The organism is Kordiimonas sp. (assembly GCF_048264555.1).
Classification (GTDB): domain Bacteria; phylum Pseudomonadota; class Alphaproteobacteria; order Sphingomonadales; family Kordiimonadaceae; genus Kordiimonas.
Genome location: NZ_JBLXCX010000008.1, coordinates 1 through 21,335, shown reverse-complemented (window position 1 = coordinate 21,335; position 21,335 = coordinate 1). Strand labels below are relative to the sequence as shown.

Here is a 21,335-nt window from a genome sequence, read left to right as displayed (position 1 = left end):
ACAGACGTGCATCAGATAAAAGAAAGGGGGCAAATGCCCCCTTTGAGTTGTTGCCCGGGAGTTGCCTCCCGACGCGAGAGATTTGTTGGCCTATTCTTCTTTCAAGGCCGCGATAGGGTTACTGGATGCTACAACGGCTGCGTGCCCCCCAACGGCAAGCCACGCCAGAACCAGGGCACCAATGCTTGGTGCGAGGAACGTGAGCGCGTCAAAACCCACCTGGCTTGGGAAACGCATCAACCAGCTTTGCATGAAATAGACAGCGAGCGGCCACGCAATAAGGCTCGCGAACAACACGGGTTTCGAGAACTGCCACACGAGCAGGGACACGATGTCCCTGACACGGGCACCCAGCACTTTGCGTACGCTGATTTCCTTGGCACGTTGCGCCGTTGAGAAACTTGCGAGCCCATAGAGCCCCAGAAGGCTGATCAATATGGCGAGGCCGGAGAAAACTGCAAAAATGAAACCCCGCTCCCGGTCTGCGGCAAACTGTGCTTCCAGTGTTTCGTCCAGAAAGCCCATGCGGGGCGGCACAAGCGGGAACATCTCACGCCAGATACCCTCAACTACATCCTTGATGGCTACATCACCACCGCGGTAGCGCACACCAAGGCGAGCATAGGAACCCGGATCATTGACATACAGCATGGGTTCCGACCCGGAGGCCACATGATCAACCAGTGTGTTTTCCACCACGCCAATAATCGTAACGGTGATGGTATCGAGCTGGATGGTTTTCCCCACAGCTTCTGCGGCAGTCCCTAGCCCCAGATAGTCCAGCGCGGCCCGGTTCACGAGGCCTGCACCATCGTGCCAGTCGGCCTCCCCCCGCTCACGCATGGGGTCTGTGCCATAGGCCCTTGAGAACGAACGCCCGTCGGTTACACCAGTGCCATAGGTTGCGAAATAATCTTCATCCACATAACGGGTGGTGATCACCGTTGGTGATACTTCCTTGCCGTCAACACCTGATACACCGTTATAGCTGCGGCCGCTGTATCCTGGCAGCGTCCAGCTATAGGCTGCGCTCACCACATCTGGATGGTCCAGCAACCGTTTTTTAAACGCTTCCTGCATGGGTGCGACAGCAGCATCGCTCATCTTGCTGACCCAGAGAACATTCTCCGCATCAAAGCCCCGGTCGATAGACTGCATATGACCAAGCTGGCGATAGACGATGGTTGTTGCGGTGATAAGGAAGATGGAAATCGCGAACTGGATAACCACAAGCGCCATGCGCAGACGCACGGACCCTGCGGGTTCAGACCGCCCCGCCCGCAGAACCCGCGCGGGCAGATAACGTGATGTGGCCAAGGCCGGGTGAAGACCAGCCCCAATCACAGTGATCAGTGCAAGCCCGGCAAGAGCCGCAAGCGATAGCGGGTCCCCCGCATAATCAAGCCGCAGCACTTTGGCCAAAACCTCATTGAGATACGGCAGGACCAGCTCAAGGATTGTGAGCGCGAGGATAACCGACAGGCCTACCATCACAGCCGTTTCCACAAGGAACTGTCTGATGATGTCTGCCCGGCCCGCTCCCAATACTTTCCTCACAGCCACCTCACGTGCCCGCGCCGCAGAGCGCGCAGTGGCCAAATTCATGAAATTCAGGCAGGCAATCACAAGAATCAGGAGAGCAATGGCCACAAAGGCATACACCGTATTGATATCCCCCTTGGGCTTGTATACCGCCCGCGCCGGGCCATACATATGCATGTCCGCAACGGGCACCAGCTCCATCTGCCAGCGTTTTGAGGCCACAAAATCCGGCCCCCAATCCGGGGCATAACGGTCAAGAAACGGCCCAAACAGGGTATCGAACCGCGTGGCTGCCACACCCTTCCTGAGCTTCGCAAATGTCATGAAGCCGATGTTGTCCCAGCTCTCTGTCAGGACATGGCCGTCCTCAACAAAGTCTGTATCCAGGAGCGGCACGATCACTTCATAACTGAACTGGGTATTTGGCGGCAGGTCCTCAATCACGCCGGAGACGATAAAGCTACGACCAGAGCCGAAGTGAATTTCCTTGCCAAGCACATCGCGTTCCCCAAAGAACTTTTGGGCCGCACTCTCCGTGATCACGAGGCCGGAGACATCCTGAAGCGCCGTCTCTCTGGCACCCGCTAAGAACCGTGGCTGGAACACATCAAAGAAGTTCGCGTCCACAAAATATGCTGTGGCGGGCAAGCCCTGTCCGTCACGAATAATGGCTTCTGACGAATTGGTGACGCGGGTTACCGCCTCCATATCCGCCCCGAAATCACTGGCAAGCAAAGGGCCGATTGGGCCGGGTGTTGCACCAAGATAGAGCTCACCCCGCCCTTCCGGCGTGCTGTGCCACGTAATGTGATGGATTTGCTCACCCTCTGGCCAGAAGCTGTCATAGGACATCTCGTCACGCACAAAAAGAAGGATCGCAACACAGCTCGCGAGCCCAACGGCGAGCCCCACAATATTGATGAGCGAAAACAACCTCTGTTTGACGATATGCCGGATGCTTAGTTTCAGATGGGTGAGCAACACCGTGTCCTCCTATTCGTAGCGAAGAGCGTGGATAGGGTTTGACTGCGCCACCTTGATGGCGCGAGACGCCACCGTCAGCCACGAGACAAGAAGTGCGATCGCCCCCGCCGCAAGGGCCAGCACCCAGATAAAGCTGCTGTCCAGACGGTATTGGAACCCTTCAAGCCAACCGGACATCACATACCACGCAAGCGGCCATGCGATGATGTTCGCAATCAGGACGGGACGAGAAAACTGCCAGACAAGTAGCTGCACAATATCTCGCACCGTAGCCCCCAACACCTTGCGGATGCCGATCTCTTTCGTACGCTGTTCGGCCGTGAAAGACGCCAGGCCATAGAGCCCAAGGCAGGCCACAATCACCGCCAGCACTGAGAAGGCCGCAAACATTGTGGCCTGCGCGTCCTCGGCTTGATACTGGGCATCCAGCATGTCCACCAGAAACTCGCGGCGCATCGGCACAAGCGGCGCAAACTCACTCCAGACCTTCTCCACATTGTTCAGAAGTGCTGGGATATCATTGGTGTTGAAGGTGATCGTTGCCACATTGAAGCGGTCAGGTTGGTTGAAGTACACGGTTGGGCGCACACCAAACTTGAGTGACCGGAAATAGATATCCGGCGTAACCCCGATGATGGTGAGGTCATACTGGCCCGCCTGCCACACGTCAGCGCGAAGTACACGGCCAACAGCTTCTTCAGGTGAGCGAAGGCCAAGCGCCCGCATCGCGGTTTCATTAATCACCACACTTGAAGCTCCCATACGGTTTTCTTCCTCGGGGATCGCAACCGTCTCGTCGGTACCAAACGCGCGGTCAAACGTACGGCCAGCCAGCGGCTTTACGTCATAGGCTTCAAAGAAATCATACCCCATTGAGTGATAGTTGATGACAACCTCGTCACCACCCGTGCCCTCATCTTCATTTGAGAGCAGTTGAAAGCCGGTATTGTTTTCATTGTCCTGGCTTGGCGCCTCGCTTGAATAAACAACACTTTCAACACCCGGCATCTGACGCAGAGCGTCAGCAATCGCATCCCGCTGCTCAGCAACACCAGCGCGGCGCATACCCAGAAGTTCAAGCTTGCTTTCGTAGCTGTAGCCCACATCCATGTTACGTGCGTATTGGGTCTGGCCATAGATCACCGCCGTGCAGACAATCAAGCCGATTGAAATCGCAAACTGAAACACAACGAGTATTGTTCGAAACTTGCTGGCGCCCGCACTGTCAGACGACTTGTTGGACTTCAGGATTTTTGCAGGCCGGAAGTGCGACAGATAAGCCGCAGGATAGCTGCCCGAAAGCAGACCAACGACCACAGCCACCCCTACAAGAGCAGCAAACAGGGGCAGGTCGCCCGTGAGATCAAACTCAAGCGTGCGGTTGATCGCATCATTATAAACCGGAAGTGCCGTCTCAACGCCTACGAGCGCGACCAGAAGGGCAATACAGGCAACTGCAACAGCTTCACCAAGAAACTGACCGGCAACCTGCAACCGTGAGGCGCCCATCACTTTCCTGAGCGCCACTTCGCGAGCCCGGCGAATGCCGCGTGCGGTTGCAAGGTTCATGAAATTGATGGATGCGATCACAAGGATAAGAATGGCCACGATTGCGAAGGCATAAACACTTTGCACATCACCCATGGCGTTCAAATCACCCATGTTGCCAGCGTCTTTTCTGGCATGCAGGTGCAGATCATGCAGTGGCATTACGTTCGGGCGGATAAACCCACTTGGTTTGCCCTCCATTCCTTGTGCGCGACCCATCTCAACAAAGGGGCTTTCGTTATCGAGCCAATAGTAGAGACGCTCTTTAAGGTCTGCAGCGGTCGCCCCCTCACGAAGTTTGAAATAGGTGTAGGTGTTCACGCTTGTCCAGGTGTTGAGGATATTCGGGTATGGGTCGAACATCGCAGGGTCCATATAGACCAGAAAGTCGATGTCAAAGTGGCTATTTTCCGGCACGTTCTTGATCACACCCGTCACCTGAAGGGTGATCGGCGTGCTATCCAGACAGCAGGATGTAAGCGTTTCACCGACTACGTCCGTGCGGCCAAAATAGCGAATTGCGACATCTTCACTGATAACCAGATCCATCGGTTTTGAGAAGGCGCGGCTCGCATCACCATCAGCAAATGGCAGCGGGAAAACATTGAAGAAAGACCCGTCGGCAAAATAAACGGTTTCATCAAAGGCCCGGTCGTCCTGAAGGATAGATGTGCCCTCAACCACGAGTCTGACACCGTCTTCCACCTCGGCGGAAGCGTAGTTTTTCATCGCTTCCATCATGCGTCCGGCGGACCGTACGGTTAAAAACGGCGGACGTCCGGGCGCATAGAAGGCGCTATGCAGCCGTACCACACGGTCCCCTTCCGGAATCCACTGGTCATATGTCAGTTCGTCACGCACAAAAAGGAGAATGAGAATGCAGCTCATCAACCCTATCGCCAAACCCAGCACATTGATCAATGAAAACAATCTGTTTTTGATAATGTGCCGCCAGGCCGTCATCAGATAGTTTTTAAACATCGTTTTTCCCTCGCATTATGGTTTGTGGTGGGGCGTTACCCCACCAGCTTTTTTATTCGTGTCTTAACGCCTGAATGGGGTTCGACCGGGCAACAAGGACGGCATGCCCCGCTACGGTCAGCCAGCCAATGAACAGCGCGGTCGCGCCAATGATAACAAACGGCAGAACCCCAAGCTCGATCCGGTAGGCAAAGCCGTTCAGCCAATCATTCAGGAAATAGAAGGCCGCAGGCCACGCCAGCAGGTTTGCAATCAGGATCGGTTTGGAGAACTGCCACAAAAGCAGGCGTACAATGTCACCAAGGCGGGCACCCAAAACCTTGCGGATACCAATCTCTTTGGTGCGCCGTTCAGCCGTGAAGGATGCAAGACCATAAAGCCCCATACAGGAGATGGTCACGGCAAGCAGTGTGAAGATCGCCAGAATATCGCCAAGCCGGTCATCAGTTTTATACTGAGCTTCCACCATGTCGGTCATCACGCGGTAGGAAAGCAGGCTGCCCGGATAGGTCTCCCTCCAGATAGCCTCAATGGCGGCGACCGCTTCATCCCTGTTACGCCCTATGATGCGCACGCTCATGTCTGACTGACGACCCTGATCCACATAATAGATACCGGGGCGGATGACGTCTCGCGCGCTATCGAAGTGGAAATCCTGCACAACACCCACAATGGTCGTATTGATGCGCAGGCTGCTTGAAAGGTCTGTCGGCATGATATGCCCGATGGCAGCATCAGGGGTATCAAACCCAAGAAGTTTGGCCGCCATGGCGTTGATCACGATATTAGTTTCCGCTTTATACTCGGCGCCGTCCTCTCTTGAGCGCAGCGTGTCCGCCTCGGCGTCCGTCAGGTAACGCCCCGCCAGAAGCGGGATTTGATACACCTTGAAGAAATCCGGCCCTGTGGGCAGGCCGTCCAGCATCACGGGGTCACTGCCCGAGATGGGGCGGATGTACAGCCTGTCTTCGCTGCCTTCAGTTGGTACGTCGGATGAGCGACCCACCGCCTCAATGTAAGGACTGGCCAAAAGCCTCTGTTTGATATCCTCTGAGCGCTGATTGTTGGTCCCGCCGATCACAATCAGGTTTTCAGCCTTGAACCCCAGCTCGAGATGCCGCGCAAACTCAGTCTGTTGGTTGACAAAAAAGGCGATAATCATCAGCGCCACGGAGATGGAGAATTGCGCTACCACAAGGCCAGCCCGCAGGCCACTCGTGCCAGCATCCGGGGAGGTGTTGCTATATAAAACATCGCGCGGCCGCAGCATGGCAAAATAGGCTGCATGCAGGCTGCCCGCACTCAGCCCCACGCCCACACCAAGAGCAATCACCGCCGCGAGCAGCGCCGGGTCACCCAGCAGGTCCATCTCCACAAGCGACGAGAGGAAGGCATTATAATATGGCAGCGCCAACTCAACGAGCGTGAGCGCAATGATGAGCGAGATCAGTGCCAGAATGACCGATTCTGAAAGGAACTGCTGCAGCACTTGCCGCCGGCTCGCGCCCAGCACTTTGCGCATAGAAACCTCGCGCGCCCTGTGCGCTGTCCGCGCCATGGAGAGGTTGAGGAAGTTTACCACCGCAATAAGCAGGATCAGCACAGCAACCCCCAGGAAGGCGTATAATACATCGGGGTCAGCGTTTGAGCCGTTGCCAAACAGGTACGCATCCTCAATCGGCACAAGTGAAAGCACGACAGACCAATTTCGCCCGGTTTCCATACCGTCCTGCCCTTTAGGCAAGTGGCGTTCAACGATGTCCGGGAACTGTGCTTCAACAAGGCTGATGTCAGTACCGGAGGCAAAGCGCACAAATGTTTGCCGGATAGGAAAACGCCAGTCTTCCGTGAACCAACGGGCGCCAACAAAATACTCTCGGTTGAAAGGCGCAATAAAATCATGCACCACAATAGAGTTATCTTTCGGGTTTTCGACTACACCAGCAACTGTGAAATCCTTAAACTCGCCTGAGAGGCTGATCGACAGTGTGCGCCCCAGCGCAGGACTGTCGCCGAAGTATTTTTTTGCTGTGCGTTCGCTCAGCACCACATTGCTGAGGTTGCTGAAGGCACCAGCCGCACTTCCTTCAAGAAACGTGAGATCGAAAAACTCAAAAAAGTTATGATCGGCGATCAACACCCGCTGGCTGAAAAGTTCACCGTTGTTTTGTAGCGTGATACCAACATCCATGTAGCGAGCGATGTCTTCCACTTCCGCAAAGGTATCAAAAAAAATGTCCTTGAGTGGATCGACGGCATTCGGTGACGAACGATCAGGCTCACCGGCGCGCGTCATTGTGTTCTCAAGCCGATAGATATCTTCAGCGCGTGTCCAGTGGCTGTCCCAGGAAAATTCATCCCGCACAAAAAGCGTGATCAGAATAAACGCCGCGAGTCCTATCGCGAGCCCCGCGATATTGATGAATGAGAACAGTTTGTGACGCATCAGGTTGCGCATCGCTATTTTCAGATAGTTCTGGAACACTTTTGTGTCCTCCCTTTACCAGCTGTCGTCGTGCCGCTTTATCGGCGCACTTACGCGGTCTTTTACTCGTACCTCAGTGCTTTTATCGGATTTGAATGCGCCACCTTGAGCGTGTGCCCGATGATGGTGATCCACGCCACAAGCAACACCCCCAGCCCCGCGAACAGGAACGGAAGCGGCGAGAGGTTGATGCGGTCCACGAAGCTTTCGAGCCACGAGCTCAGGCTCCACCACGCGATGGGCCAAGCGATCAGGTTTGCGATCAAAACGGGCGTTGAGAACTGCCACAGAAGCAGTGACACAATATTGTGGCTGCGCGCACCCAGCACCTTGCGAATACCAATCTCCTTGGAGCGACGCTCTGTTGCGAGGGCCGCGAGGCCATAAAGCCCCATCACAGCGATAACCACCATCACCCCTGCGCTGAAGAGCAACAACCACCCCTGTCTGCGTTCCGTGTCATAATATTCAGCAAAGGCATCATCGACAAACTGGCGGCTGATGGGCAGATCAGGGAAAAACTCACGCCATACACGGTCAACCTCAGACAGCGTTTCCGCCATACCCTCGCGCTTCACCTTGAGCACCACATGACGGAATTCGTGCGGGCCGATCCAATAATAGGTCGCGCTGGGTTCGGACCGGGCAGACCGTGTACGCAGATTTTCCACCACCCCGATGATAGTGGAGTGGAAATCATCCCATGTGCTCACATCCTTGCCAATCGCGTCCTCAGGGTTAACGAAGCCTAATTCACGGGCGGCAATGTCGTTGAGAATGATGGCACCCGAGGCACCCTGATCGGTACCTGTGCGGGAATCCGAAGGACGGTTTTTATCAAACAAACGGCCAGCGATTGGCTTGACGCCAAGCAGCGGCAACAACTCTTCCGACATAGCAAAACGTCGCATATCCTTAGACACGCCGTTAGCCAGATGCACACCATTCCAGTTGTTATAATCATGACCGGGCATGCCATGAGATGCGGCAGCAGCCTCCACACCCTCGATCCGCATAAATGCTTCCCGAAGGGCTGCCTCGCGCCTCAATACGATCGGACGGGCGATGCCGCTGATCTCCACCAGTTGAGCGCTGTCAAACCCTGCATCTTTCGATTTGGCATACTCAGCTTGCATGAACACCACAAGACATGTCGTCAACAGGCCAATGGTGGCTGCAAACTGAAGAACGATCAGCACGTTACGGAAGCGGCTTCCCAGCTTTGGCTTCATGCCCGCCAGATAATCAACCGGCCGGAAACGCACCGCCACCAGCGCTGGGTAGAGGCCACAGATGATACCCACGAGCGTGGTGCAGCCAATCAGCGTAGCGAGCATGGCGGGGCCATAAATCTGTGTGCTCGTCAGGTCCCGGTTCATCAGGTCACTGAAGAGCGGGAGCGAGGCTTCCGCCATTGCCACGCCGATCAGCATGGAAAGGAAGGTAAGAGCCACTGACTCTACGAGTATCTGCATCATCAGATGGCGGCCTTCGGCACCCAGAGCTTTTCTGATTGCTACCTCACGCACACGCTTCATCGCCAGCATGGTGCCAAGGTTGGCAACATTGATCACCGCAATCGCAAGGATAAGGAAAGCAATCACGCCCGCGGTAATCAGGTTCGCGATACTGCCGCGGCCATCACCGCCACGAATATCGCTTTTGAGGTGCGCGTCCACGGCCTTGGTAAGGTGAAACTCATACTGGGGTTTCATGCCGTCATTGATGCGGTCCTGAAACCTGTTGGACGGACCAACACGGACCGCAAGTGCATTCATCTCCTGAGCAACCTGCTCTGGTGAAATACCCTCCGCGAGCCTCACATAGGTTGGGCCAGAGAAAGACCCCCAACTGGTGAACCGCCACGGCATATGGTCGAACACCGGCGTGGTGCCCGGGATAAAGGCATGCACCTCAAGATCCGATGCTTTGGGCCAATCCGGCATCACACCCGTGACTTTGAGGGAATGTTCACCGTTGATTTTCACAACGCGGCCAAGTGGCGATTGCTCCCCAAAGATGCGGCGGGCATCCGATACACTCAAGACGATGGCGTCCGGGCTACTAAGCGCTGTCGCCGCGTCCCCTTCAAGGAGATTAATCCCCATGAGGTCGAACACCCCCGGGTCAGCGACGGTAATTTCCTGATCATAGGCATTGCCATCAACCGCGATGGCTACATTGTCGCCCAGAAGGCGGGAAAACTGTTCAATACCCTCAACCTGTTCTGCAAAAATGGGGGCCGCGACGGGCGGGATAGATTCGTCATTATTGTTAAAATTTCCGTCCCGGTCATACGTCAGTGTTTCAACCCGCATGACACGGTCGTTATTGGGAATCCAACGGTCGTATGACAGCTCGAAATTCACATAAAGGAGGATCAGCAGGCAGGCAGCCAAACCTACCGCAAGCCCAAGAATATTGATCAGGGTATACTGTTTGTACCGCAACAGGTTCCGTATTGCTGTCATCATATAGTTCTTGAACATCGTTTCCTCGTTAATCCTCGCACGCCCTTTTTTGGGCTTATGGAAATGGCTGGGCCCGCGAGCGGCAGGCCCAGCAAAGATTGTTATTCGTACCGCAATGCGTCGATGGGGTTGGAGCGCGCCACACGGGCGGCGTTGCCACCAACGGTGGCCCACGCAATGGCAAGAGCGATCAGCCCCGCCACGATACAAAGGGGTGCCAAAACCCACTCTTCAATGCGGTAAGGGAAGTTCTCGAGCCACGCCAACATGCCCCACACAGCGAGTGGCCATGCGATCAGGTTCGCGATCAAAACAGGTTTTGAGAACTGCCACAGCAATAGGCGCACGATGTCAAACACACTGGCCCCCATAACTTTGCGAATGCCGATCTCTTTGGTGCGGCGTTCCGCAGTGAACGAGGCCAAGCCATACAGGCCAAGGCATGCGATCACGACAGCGAGGCTTGCGAAGATGCCCAGAAGAACAGACTGATTTTCCTCAGCCTCAAACTCTTCCGCCATCTGCTCGTCTACAAAGTCATACGCGTATGGCACAGTCGGGATCAGGGACTTCCAGATCTGCTCCATCCTGCTCGCAAGCTCGGCCGGGTTCCCCTGATACCGAACGTTCAGGTTATTGAAGCCGAAGGGCGAGAGTGTGTACATTTCAGGCCGCATAATGCTGCGCAGCGACTGAAACTTGGTATCAGGGATCACACCGATGATGGTGAGTTGCACCTGAACATTTTCCCCAAGTCCCATCTGTATAACGCGCCCGACAGACTCCTCCGGTGTACCAAACCCGAAACGCCTGAGCGCACCCTCGTTTACGATCACACTGCCCTGCAGAAGTTCGCCGTCCTCCGCTTGTGACGGGTTGGGCATCATATCGGTAGGATAGTCACGGCTGTAGTTACGCCCGGCGAGCAGAGGAATTTCATAGGTATCGAGAAATTCATAATCGATCCGATGAATACCGATCAGCATCGAACGACCGCTATCGTCGCCCGGGATGGTGACCGAGTTGTTGCTTTCGTTACCGCTTGAAGGTGCATCGCTTGAGAAAGCCGCGCTCACAACACCGGGGAGACGCAATACCTCTTCCTTGAAAGTATCCCGTTTATCCGCCGCACCAACACGGCTGGTGTTGCGCACGACCATGAGGTTCTCTTTGTTGAAACCGGGGTCAAGGTTGGTGGCATAAAACTTCTGCCCATAGACCACCCCAGTTGAAACAATAAGCGCGATCGAGATGGCAAACTGCACAATCACAAGCGCGTTGCGAAGGGAAGCCGAACCACTGGATTCAGCCGACTTGTTGGCCTTCAGAACGTAGGCAGGCCGGAAGCCGGACAGCACCAGCGCCGGATACACACCACCCAGAACACCCACAACCACAATGAGCCCAAAGAGGATCATCAGGGTGAGGCCGTCCAGATAGTCAAACGCCAGTTCTTTGTTCACGAAGCTGCTGAAAGATGGCAGCAGAAGTTCCACCAGCACGGTGCCGAAAACAAGGCCAATACAGGCCAGCAGCACAGATTCGCCGAGGAACTGGCCAACCAACTGACTCCGGCTTGCGCCGAGCACCTTGCGAAGCGCTACTTCGCGCGCACGCTGGGTTGACTTTGCTGTCGCCAGGTTCATGAAGTTAATACATGCAATCAACAGGATGAGGCCTGCGATCGCTGTGAAGATGAGCACATTGGTCATGCTGCCAATAGGCTTCATCTCACTGCCCGAAGGAGCCGCCGGGTGAAGCTGAATATCCGTCAGCGCCTGTGTCGCATATTTTACGAAATCAGATGCCTTGGCTTCCACACCGTTTGAGGTCGCGCCGGAAACTTCGATATGTGCATCGGCAAAGTCGTTGAGACGGCGATTGATACCCTCAATCGAGCCCCCATCTTTCACCGTGAAATACACAAAGTTGTTCACGCTGAACCATTGGGTAAATTCCCAAACCTGATTCTCGAAATCCTTCTCGTCGATCATGGCCATGCCCTGGAAGTCGAGCACCGTGTTATGCGGCAAATCCTTGAACACCGCACCGATACGGTAGTCCCGTTCAAGATCATGGACGTTAACCGTTAGAACCTCGCCGATCGGGTTTCTGTCGCCATAGTATTTTTTCGCGAAAGTCTCGTTAATCGCGAGGCTCGCGTTGTCCCGAAGGGTGGCGTGCAGGTCACCTGCAACCACGTCAAAATCGAACATGTCGCTGGTTTCACTATCAGTCCACATCAGGATTTCGCTAAAGACATCGCTATCCTTGCGCAAAACCACCCGCATGCTGTTGAACCGGGTTACCTGATCAATCTCTTCTGGAAAGAAGTTCTTGAGGGCGTGCTTGGTTGGCCCCTGTGCCATAGGGGTGATGAAGGGCTCGCGGCCCGGTGGGTTAAAGGTGGTGTTAAGGCGGTACATACGCTCCGCGTTTGACCAGTGCTTGTCGTAGGAAAGTTCATCACGCACGAAGAGCATGATCATTACGCAGGCGGCCAGGCCAACAGCCAGACCGATGATATTGATGGCGCTGTAGAGCTTATGTTTTAGAATGTTTCTGAGCGCCACGCTTATATAGTTACGGAACATTTTTTGTCCTCCCGCTGTCGTGTTATGGGCTCTTGTTGTTTTTATTCAGCCGCGCGCAGGTTTTCTGTCACTACATGACCATCAAAGAGGTTGATCGTGCGGCGTGCATAGTCGGCATGTGCCGGGCTGTGCGTTACCATCACAATGGTCGTGCCTTCTTCGTTGAGGCTTTGCAGCATTTCCATCACTTCCTGGCCGTGGGCACTATCAAGGTTACCGGTCGGCTCATCCGCGAGGATCATGGCTTGATCGCCCACAACGGCACGCGCTACGGCCACACGCTGCTGCTGACCACCTGAAAGCTGGCTCGGCATATGCTTAGCGCGGTGCGCGATGCCTACCTTGTCCATAACGCGCGCAACACGGTCACGGCGCTCGCTGGCAGGGATGTTGTGATACAGGAGCGCGAGCTCGATGTTCTCTTCCACTGTCAGCTCATCAATCAGGTTAAAGCTCTGGAAGATGAAACCAATGTGCTGCTTACGGATGTTTGAGAGTTTGCTCTCACCGTAACGCGCCACATTCTCGCCCATGAAGATATAGTCCCCGCTTGAAGGGGTATCCAACATACCAACAATGTTCAGAAGCGTTGACTTGCCGCAACCTGAAGGCCCCATGATCGCAACAAATTCGCCGCTTTCAATTTCGATATTCACGCTGTTGAGCGCTGCGGTTTCTACTTCGTCAGTACGGTAGACCTTTGAAAGATTATGTAGTTTGAGCATTCCGTGTTCCTTTCCTCGTTGCCCATATTCTTGATGGCCCAGACGCTATCCTCGCTGTCGCCCGGGCCATATCTCGCGTCGTAACTCGGACCGTTTTATTCTCCACCCAGCTTGAGGCGGTCCATCTCCACAAAGCTGGTGTAGGGTGAGGTTACAACCCGCTCGCCAACCTCAAGGCCGTCAAGAACCTCAATGAAGCGGGAGTTGCGGCGGCCAAGACGCACATTGCGTTTCACGGCCTGGTCGCCCTCAGGTGTCACAACAAAAACCCAGTTGCCGCCGGTATCCTGATAGAAGGCACCGTTCGGGATAAGAGTTGCTGCCGTGGCATCACCAAGGGTGAGTTTGGTTTGAAGTGTCTGGCCGCGGCGGATGCCTTCCGGCTGCTCATCTTCGAAAACAAAGTCTACTTCAAACTGGCCGTTCGCGACCTGTGGGTAGATTTTGGCGATTTTCATGGTGAAATTGTCGCCACCACGCTCAAAATTGGCTTCCTGCCCCAGGTCAACACGACCAAGGTAAAATTCATCGATATTTGCAGTAAGCTTGTAGTTCTCAGGATCGTCGATCTGGCCAAGCCGACCACCACGGTTGATGCTTTGGCCAATTTCAACGTTGAAACCAGAGAGCTTGCCATCAACTGGTGCCCGCACATTCAGCGCCGCCAGATTTTTGCGTGCAAACACAAGGCTGGTTTCCAGCTGTTCACCACTGGTTTTCAGAAACTTGAGCTGGGTTTCCTGCAGCCGCGCATCCGTTGCCTGGCTTTCAAGCGTTACGTCGCGCCGGTTGCGGTAGTATTCAAGCTCATCTTCAGTTTGATCAAGCTGAGCTTGTGAAATTGCGTTGGTTTTGATCAGTTCACGCTCGCGGGTAACCTGCCGTTCCAGGCGTTTGATCTGGTAATTGATCTCAACGAGGTTGCGCTTGTGCGCGAGGCGGTTCTGCTCAAGGCTAAGCTCAATGGTGCGCATGTTGTTAAGTTGTTCGGTCACCAACGCTTCGTTGCGGGTTACCTCAAGTTGAAGTGTGGTGTTTGAAAGCTCAACGATCAGGTCACCCTTCTTCAGCATCGTGCCGTCTTCCACCAGCACACGCTCAACACGACCACCTTCAATGGCATCAAGGAAAACCGTTTTCAGCGGCGTCACCCGACCACGAACCGGGATAAAGTCCTCAAACGTACCCTCGGTTACGGTAGACACCACAATCCGACCTTCAGCCACCTTGAAACTACGACCGCCGGACGCGTCCATCACCACACTGGCGACCAAAACCACGAGGCCAACCGCGCCAGCAGCAATGGCAAACTTCTTCCATGGTGTTTTTTTCTTTTCTACCCTGCGGTCCATTCCCGAGCCCGTAACAGCGCCCCCCGGTGTGCGGGTCGCGCCTCCGTGCATCGAAACTGTCCGGTCATTTTTTTGCTTTTGTTCCATATCCGTCACTGTACCCATTGCTGTCATCCGTTATCGGCGTTTTGCCCTGTGGGGAGGTATAGCGCAAAGGCCATGCCAAAACTCAAGTCATTGAAAAACATAGATATTGCTAACAGATGTGCGATATCGAACACAAAACACTGTACGATATCGAACACGCTGTGTACGGTATCGAACAACAACAAAAAACATCTGAGGACATATGAATGACAGCTAATGACGGTAGGATTTTAATCGTCGACGACGATGAGGATATCCTTGTCGCGGGCAAGCTTCTTTTGAAACGCCACTACGGCACGGTTGTGACCTGCAACAAGCCGGAGCTGGTGCCGGAGTTACTTGCTGACCAAAGTTTTGACGCCATCTTGCTTGATATGAATTTTGGGCCGGGTGAGAGCTCAGGCGCGCAAGGGTTTCATTGGCTTTCCCGTATACTGGAGATCGACCCACAGGCTGTTGTTGTCATGATCACCGCCCATGGCGGGGTCAATGTTGCGGTTGAAGCCATGAAGAAGGGTGCAACGGACTTCATTGCCAAACCGTGGCAGAACGAGAAGGTGGTCGCGACCCTCTCCGCCAGTGTCAAGCTGAGGCGCAGCCGCACAGAAGCAGAAGAGCTGAAAAAAACCAATCGCACGCTCGCGAAAGCGGTAAGCGCCTCAAACCAGCCTATCCTTGGCCGAAGCACAGCCATGAAAGAAGTCCTTTCTATGGTAGACCGCGCCGCACCCACAGACGCAAATGTTCTGATCCTTGGAGAGAACGGCACCGGTAAAGAATTGATCGCACGAGAACTGCACCAACGCTCGCTGCGCGCTGACAAGGTGTTCATGTCCGTTGATATGGGTGCGGTGACCGAAAGCCTGTTTGAAAGTGAACTTTTTGGCCACAAGAAAGGCGCCTTCACCGATGCCCGCGATGACCGTGTTGGCAGGCTCCAGGCCGCAAATGGCGGCACGCTTTTCCTTGATGAGATTGGTAACCTGCCCCTTCATCTGCAGGCCAAGCTGCTGACGGTTCTCGAGCAGCGCAAGGTCGCCCCTGTTGGCTCAGACAAGGCTGTGCCGATCGACGTGCGTGTCATTGCCGCCACCAACGTACCCATGCAAAAGCTGAGGGATGAAGAGATTTTCCGCCAAGATTTACTCTTCCGCCTCAATACCGTTGAAATCACCCTGCCACCGTTACGTGCCCGCACCGACGACATCACTGAAATCGCAGAGTTTTACGCGGGTCAATATGCCCGCAAATATGGTGTGTCCGAGAAGGTATTTTCGGATGATGCCCGCCATGCCATTGAACGATACGGCTGGCCTGGAAACGTGCGCGCGCTCAGGCACGCCATCGAACGGGCAGTAATCCTCTCGGAAGGAGAGATGTTCGAGCCGCAGGATTTCCAGCTGGATGAACAGCCTAATCAACCCGGCGCGGTTAAGGAAGTGAAGCAGGAAGCACCCGTCGTTCAGCTTTCCGAAGATGATTTGAACCTCGAACGGCTTGAACGCCGCGCCATTGAAGAAGCGCTCAAAAAACACCGCTATAATATCAGCCACGCCGCCAAGGATTTGGGCTTAACCCGCGCCGCGCTATACAGAAGGATGGAAAAGCATGGGCTTTAAAAAATTCAGCCTGATGCTGGCTGGCAGGATGGGGTTGATCATGCTCTCACTGCTTGCACTCACATATGTGGTTGTCGTGCCGGGGTACCATGCGGCCACCTTGCTGGTGTTTTTTATTGTCAGCGGCCAAACGTGGGAGGTGATCAATTTCGTTTCCAAAACCAACTCTGAAATCACACGGTTTCTTGATGCAGCACGCTACGCTGACTATAGCCAACGCTTCAATTTGCAACGGCTGGGCGCCGGTTTTGGTGAACTTGGTGATACTTTCGGGGATATCCTCGACCGCTTTCAGGAAGCACGGTCAAACAAGGAAGAAGAACTACGGCACCTCAAAGCACTGATTGAGCATGTTCCTGTCCCCCTTCTCTCCGTTCACGCAAGCGGTTCGGTCACTCTCTGGAACAATGCAGCCCGACGCCTGTTTGGTAGCGCACACGTTACCCAGATAAGAGACTTCGACCAGTTCGGCACCGATTTTGGCAAGCAGGTACGACAGCTAGAGGCCGGAGACCGCCGTCTGGCCACCTTCTCAAGTGACGATATGACCCTCAAGCTCGCAATCGCTGCCACCCAGATTATCATCGGGGGCCACAGCGAAAAGCTTGTCAGCTTGCAGAATATCCAGAGCGAACTGGACGTTGCACAACTGCAAGCCTGGCAAGACCTTGTGCGGGTCTTGACCCATGAGATCATGAACTCCATCACACCGGTCGCCAGCCTCGCCAAAACCGCGGTCGACCTTGTGGATGATGTAACAGAAAAAGTTTCCTCGCGTCCCGAAATCGTGGAAGAGCTTGGCGACGTGAAAGACGCCGTTACGACTGTGGCACGGCGCTCAGACAGCTTGATGCAATTTGTCTCAAGCTACAGAAGCCTTACGCGCTTGCCGCCGCCCGAGAAGAACCTGCTCAGGATCGATGATCTCTTCATGTCTGTGGCCAAGGTTGGCACCATTGGGTGGGATGAAAAAAACATCACCTTCTCCGTCAACATCGAGCCTCAGGAACTGGATGTAACGGCCGACCGGGATATGCTTGAGCAGGTTCTGATCAACATGCTGAAGAATGCTGAACAAGCAATGGCGGGCAGAGACGGCGCAGCCCTTCACATGAGCGCACGGCTCAACCGCCGTGGTCATGTCATCATTGAGGTTTCTGATACCGGCCCCGGCATCCCTGCCGATATTGCCAAAAAGATTTTTGTGCCCTTCTTCACCACAAAACGCGACGGCAGCGGTGTTGGGCTCGCGCTAACCCGCCAGGTGATGATTGCGCACGGCGGCAACGTCAGCGTTGGTGAACGTGAAGGCGGCGGTGCCAAGTTCACCCTGACCTTCTAACGCGGCAATGCCTGAAGAAAGTGCGCCATCTCAAAAATGCCATTATTAGGGCGAAAGCTGTTTTCTTCGGAAACCAATGGGGTGAGGGAATTTTGATGACCGTTTTCAAACGTAACTCGGTGTCCAAGAATCCGAAGCAGGCTAAAGCTGTTGCACTTGAGAAACCAGCGAGCAATCCACTGTTCCTGTTTCTTCTGCTTCTTGGCGCGATGATAGTTTTCATGGCCCTTTCCCACACGGTACAGGCACAGGAACTATCGCGCGCAGACTATGCACAATGCGCAGTGTATGAAGGCCGCGAATTCATTGGATATGATAGTGTGTGCCTGGCCGAAAAACGCGCCGCCATCCGATATCTGGATAGAAGCCCGAGACACCACCGGCCGGTGGGAAACCAATATTCCAGCCAACCATACCGCTGTCCTCACTGGGCAAATGGTGGGCGCGGGTATAATGCCACTTTCTTCGCAGACGGCAGGCCGCCAATCTATGCTGGTACCTTTGATGCCACACTCAACGGTCGTCCTTGCCTCGCAAACCCCAATTATGTGGGTAGTGGTTACTACTGAGGCAAGATCAGCTTTCCTTCTTGGCGGACAATACCAGAGACGTGGTTGTTTTCATCACGCCGTTGATGGCGAGGATAAAATCGAGTGTCTGGTCTATCTCTTCCATGGTTGGTGCTTTTACGATCGCAATCAGATCATAGGCACCACTCACCACATAAAGTGTTTTGATCGGCGCATGGGTTTTCATCAACCCAATCGCCTGCTGTGCATACTTCTGGTCTATGGACAGAAGCACATGCGCTGAAATGAGCTTGCCTTCAAACTCCTCGTGCTGCTTTACAGTAAAGCCGGAGATAACTTTACGCTCAACGAGCCTGTTGATTCGGTCCTGCACGGTGGATCGGGAGAGCCCCAACTTTCGGGCGAGAGATGATGTCGCCTCGCGGCTGTTGGCTGTCAAAAGCCGAAGCAGTTTTTCATCCGTTTTGTCCAAAATAAAACTCCTCTGCCGGATGCGTTGAACGCATCTCCCATCACTTTTGCCGCAACATTCTCAAATCGACGTATTAACGAAAAAATACGACAATAACCGTTAATTTGACGGCACTAATATACCATATCGCTATTCATCGCCATCACTTTCACGATTAGAGTCAATGAAGGGACGGAGTAATGTAAGTGAGTGGCGGGATGAAAAAGCTAACCATATGGCTTCGGGATGAAGCGCGGACAACGGAGCGGCGCACGCCTCTTTTGCCAGAAGGTGCCAAAGAGTTGATGGCCGCCGGGATTGAGGTTGTTATCGAGAAATCAGACAAGCGCATCTTCACAGATGCACTCTATGCGGATGCAGGCTGCACCATGGCATCGCCCGGCGATTGGGAAACGGCACCGACAGATGCGGTAATATTAGGGCTGAAAGAACTGCCGCCTGAACCGCGTTCGCTCATTCATTCACACATATATTTCGCCCACGCATTTAAGAAACAGAGCGGCTGGCAAACGCTCCTGTCGCGTTTCCTGCGTGGTGGTGGCTCACTGCTTGATATCGAATATATGAAGGGCGATGATGGCCGCCGTGTTGCCGCCTTCGGGTTCTGGGCTGGGTATATGGGCGCAGCCCTTGCGCTTATGCAGTGGTATGACAGAAAAGCTGAACGCCCATCTTTCATCAACCAGGGACTACGCCCGAGCGATAGCGCCAAAGCGCTGGACGACCTGATCAAGAGCCGCGTCGTGAGCAGCGAACAGCCAACAGCCTTGGTTATCGGCGCAGGCGGACGCAGTGGTTCAGGCGCAATTAAAATCCTCGAGCGCCACGGCGTGCGGGTAACCAAATGGGGCCGGGCAGAAACCAAGGATGTCGACCGCGAGGCTATTCTCAATCACGATATCCTGATCAACTGCGCCTATGTCACCGGCCATATTCCGCCATTTCTGGCACCACATCACATCAAGGCAGATAGCCGCCTCAAGGTGATCTCGGATGTGTCCTGTGATCCGTTCAGCGACTATAACCCGCTGCCGCTCTATAGCGCGCCAACCTGCTGGAAAACACCTGCCATCACAGCCAAAAGCGTTGAAGGTCGCGTTGATTTGATCGCTGTCGACAATTTGCCATCTTTATTGCCAATGGAAGCAAGTATAGAGTTCGCCACCATGATGCTGCCCTATCTTAAAACGCTCGTCACCCGCACGCAGGATCCTGTCTGGGTCAACTGCGCTGCCGCCTACCAGCACGCCTGTGACGCCATGACAAAAAGTGAGGTAGCGTAATGACTGAGAGCAGACACATTCACTGGATTGGTGCTGGCCTGGCTTCAGGGCCCGGCCTCGTGGCGCTCGCAACAGAGCTTGGTGGCGTGACCGTTTGGGACATGACAGACACCCGCGCGAAAATGCTGCAAGCACAGGTGAAGGGCGACAACAAGCTTGGCTTTGGCACGCTGGACCTTGGTAACGACGCGTCTGTTGCCGCTTTTAAGGCGAAGCTGAACGCCGGTGATGTTGTTGTGTCCATGCTTCCGGCAGCCCTGCATGTGACCGTTGCAGAAATAGCGCTTGAGGAAAACACCCATCTAGTCACCTCAAGCTATGTTGACCCGGCGATGGCTGCGTTGGATGCCCAAGCCAAAGCCAAGGGCCTATCCTTTGTAAATGAAGTTGGGCTTGACCCCGGCATTGATCATCTGTTCGCGCATGTGCTTATTGGTACCGCGCGCGAGGCGGGTGTTCTCGGCAAAGGTCATGAAATCGACTTTGTGTCTCACTGTGGTGGTGTCCCGGCTGAGAAGACTGAGTTCACATACAAATTTTCATGGACCCCCTTCGGTGTGCTCAAAGCTCTCACCAACCCGGCACGCTGCATTGAAGGCGGCGAGGAGAAAGTTACTGAGAAGGTATGGCACGCGGTATCCGACCTTGAAGTCGCAGGTGAAACCTTCGAGGTTTACCCGAACCGCAACAGCATTCCCTATATCGAAGAATACGGCCTTCATGGCGAAGAGAACCTCAAAACCTTTGTTCGTGGCACGCTCAGGCTTTCGGGCTGGAAAAAAGCCTGGGCCGACATCTTCACCAAGGTTGAGAATGCTGACATTGATGAGCTGAAGGCGCTTTCAGAGCAGCTATCGCGGGACCATAGCTATACCGAGAATGAAAAAGACCGGGTCGTTCTCTATGTGGCCCTTTGTGCACGCGACAAAGACGGACAGGATATCTGGTCGGCGTCCCTTGCCCTTGACGAAGTGGGCAGCGGGTGGCAGACCGCAATGGCGCGCACCGTGTCGCTTACCGTTGCGCAAGCGATAAAAGCTGTGCTCGGGGGCACGTTTACACCCGGTGTTCATGCTGCGCTCACAGACGCGGCAGAAGCAAAAAACTGGCTTCGCGGCTTAAAATCCGCTGGCCTCAATATTCGCGCTGAAAATATCAAGCTTTGAGGTGACATTGGTGTCGAAGTCAAAAACGACGGGTGGAGAGGCTCTTGTATCGGCTTTATTGTCGAATGGGTCGGATGTTGCGTTTGGTGTACCGGGGGAGAGTTACCTTGCGGCGCTTGATGCGTTTCATGATGTTGGGGATAGGTTCCGGTTC

General features: G+C 54.4%; 13 protein-coding genes. 5 read left to right on the top strand and 8 right to left on the bottom strand.

Features of this window, described 5'->3' with window-relative positions:
- Positions 1-90: 90 nt before the first annotated feature.
- The 7 genes from ACN0XZ_RS16775 to ACN0XZ_RS16745 all read right to left on the bottom strand — a co-directional run bounded on the left by ACN0XZ_RS16775 (position 91) and on the right by ACN0XZ_RS16745 (position 14,682).
- On the bottom strand, positions 91-2,526 hold the full coding sequence (locus ACN0XZ_RS16775) for an ABC transporter permease (RefSeq protein ID WP_417458957.1): 2,436 nt from the start codon (positions 2,524-2,526) through the stop codon (positions 91-93).
- 9 nt (positions 2,527-2,535) lie between these two features.
- Positions 2,536-5,055 carry an ABC transporter permease gene (locus tag ACN0XZ_RS16770; RefSeq protein ID WP_417458956.1) on the bottom strand — a complete coding sequence of 840 codons (2,520 nt, stop codon included), beginning with the start codon at positions 5,053-5,055 and terminating at the stop codon, positions 2,536-2,538.
- A gap of 52 nt (positions 5,056-5,107) precedes the next feature.
- Positions 5,108-7,540 (bottom strand): ABC transporter permease, encoded by a 2,433-nt coding sequence (locus tag ACN0XZ_RS16765; RefSeq protein ID WP_417458955.1) that lies wholly within the window; start codon positions 7,538-7,540, stop codon positions 5,108-5,110.
- A 62-nt stretch (positions 7,541-7,602) separates the two neighbouring features.
- A complete protein-coding gene (locus tag ACN0XZ_RS16760; protein WP_417458954.1) occupies positions 7,603-10,029 on the bottom strand; it encodes an ABC transporter permease in 2,427 nt (808 codons plus the stop codon).
- Positions 10,030-10,112: 83 nt separating this feature from the next.
- A complete protein-coding gene (locus ACN0XZ_RS16755) occupies positions 10,113-12,605 on the bottom strand; it encodes an ABC transporter permease (RefSeq protein WP_417458953.1) in 2,493 nt (830 codons plus the stop codon).
- 41 nt (positions 12,606-12,646) lie between these two features.
- The gene (locus tag ACN0XZ_RS16750; RefSeq protein ID WP_417458952.1) at positions 12,647-13,330 is read right to left on the bottom strand and encodes an ABC transporter ATP-binding protein; all 684 of its coding nucleotides are present in this window, start codon (positions 13,328-13,330) and stop codon (positions 12,647-12,649) included.
- Between the two features lie 95 nt (positions 13,331-13,425).
- Positions 13,426-14,682, bottom strand: a complete 1,257-nt coding sequence (locus ACN0XZ_RS16745; RefSeq protein ID WP_417458951.1) for an efflux RND transporter periplasmic adaptor subunit — start codon at positions 14,680-14,682, stop codon at positions 13,426-13,428.
- Positions 14,683-14,975: 293 nt separating this feature from the next.
- Here ACN0XZ_RS16745 and ACN0XZ_RS16740 point away from each other — a divergent pair, with 293 nt between their 5' ends.
- From ACN0XZ_RS16740 to ACN0XZ_RS16730, 3 genes are all read left to right on the top strand, one after another.
- Complete coding sequence (locus ACN0XZ_RS16740; protein WP_417458950.1) at positions 14,976-16,388, top strand: sigma-54-dependent transcriptional regulator; 1,413 nt, start codon at positions 14,976-14,978, stop codon at positions 16,386-16,388.
- Complete coding sequence (locus tag ACN0XZ_RS16735; protein ID WP_417458949.1) at positions 16,378-17,730, top strand: sensor histidine kinase; 1,353 nt, start codon at positions 16,378-16,380, stop codon at positions 17,728-17,730. Before ACN0XZ_RS16740 ends, ACN0XZ_RS16735 begins: the two co-directional genes overlap by 11 nt.
- A 95-nt stretch (positions 17,731-17,825) precedes the next feature.
- Positions 17,826-18,299, top strand: a complete 474-nt coding sequence (locus ACN0XZ_RS16730) for a hypothetical protein (protein ID WP_417458948.1) — start codon at positions 17,826-17,828, stop codon at positions 18,297-18,299.
- A 7-nt stretch (positions 18,300-18,306) separates the two neighbouring features.
- On the opposite strand, the gene ACN0XZ_RS16725 is transcribed toward ACN0XZ_RS16730, so the two are convergent.
- The gene (locus tag ACN0XZ_RS16725) at positions 18,307-18,732 is read right to left on the bottom strand and encodes an Lrp/AsnC family transcriptional regulator (RefSeq protein WP_417458947.1); all 426 of its coding nucleotides are present in this window, start codon (positions 18,730-18,732) and stop codon (positions 18,307-18,309) included.
- Positions 18,733-18,929: 197 nt separating this feature from the next.
- Here ACN0XZ_RS16725 and ACN0XZ_RS16720 point away from each other — a divergent pair, with 197 nt between their 5' ends.
- Positions 18,930-20,015, top strand: coding sequence for a saccharopine dehydrogenase (locus ACN0XZ_RS16720; RefSeq protein ID WP_417458946.1), 1,086 nt, complete (start codon positions 18,930-18,932; stop codon positions 20,013-20,015).
- Positions 20,015-21,181 carry a saccharopine dehydrogenase family protein gene (locus tag ACN0XZ_RS16715; RefSeq protein WP_417458945.1) on the top strand — a complete coding sequence of 389 codons (1,167 nt, stop codon included), beginning with the start codon at positions 20,015-20,017 and terminating at the stop codon, positions 21,179-21,181. Before ACN0XZ_RS16720 ends, ACN0XZ_RS16715 begins: the two co-directional genes overlap by 1 nt.
- Positions 21,182-21,335 lie beyond the last annotated feature (154 nt).

Coding starts and splice junctions, on each gene's coding strand:
- ACN0XZ_RS16720 (WP_417458946.1), top strand. CDS start 18,930: ATGAAAAAGCTAACCATATGGCTTCGGGATGAAGCGCGGACAACGGAG.
- ACN0XZ_RS16740 (WP_417458950.1), top strand. CDS start 14,976: ATGACAGCTAATGACGGTAGGATTTTAATCGTCGACGACGATGAGGAT.
- ACN0XZ_RS16755 (WP_417458953.1), bottom strand. CDS start 12,605: ATGTTCCGTAACTATATAAGCGTGGCGCTCAGAAACATTCTAAAACAT.
- ACN0XZ_RS16760 (WP_417458954.1), bottom strand. CDS start 10,029: ATGTTCAAGAACTATATGATGACAGCAATACGGAACCTGTTGCGGTAC.
- ACN0XZ_RS16715 (WP_417458945.1), top strand. CDS start 20,015: ATGACTGAGAGCAGACACATTCACTGGATTGGTGCTGGCCTGGCTTCA.
- ACN0XZ_RS16730 (WP_417458948.1), top strand. CDS start 17,826: ATGACCGTTTTCAAACGTAACTCGGTGTCCAAGAATCCGAAGCAGGCT.
- ACN0XZ_RS16770 (WP_417458956.1), bottom strand. CDS start 5,055: ATGTTTAAAAACTATCTGATGACGGCCTGGCGGCACATTATCAAAAAC.
- ACN0XZ_RS16745 (WP_417458951.1), bottom strand. CDS start 14,682: ATGGACCGCAGGGTAGAAAAGAAAAAAACACCATGGAAGAAGTTTGCC.
- ACN0XZ_RS16735 (WP_417458949.1), top strand. CDS start 16,378: ATGGGCTTTAAAAAATTCAGCCTGATGCTGGCTGGCAGGATGGGGTTG.
- ACN0XZ_RS16750 (WP_417458952.1), bottom strand. CDS start 13,330: ATGCTCAAACTACATAATCTTTCAAAGGTCTACCGTACTGACGAAGTA.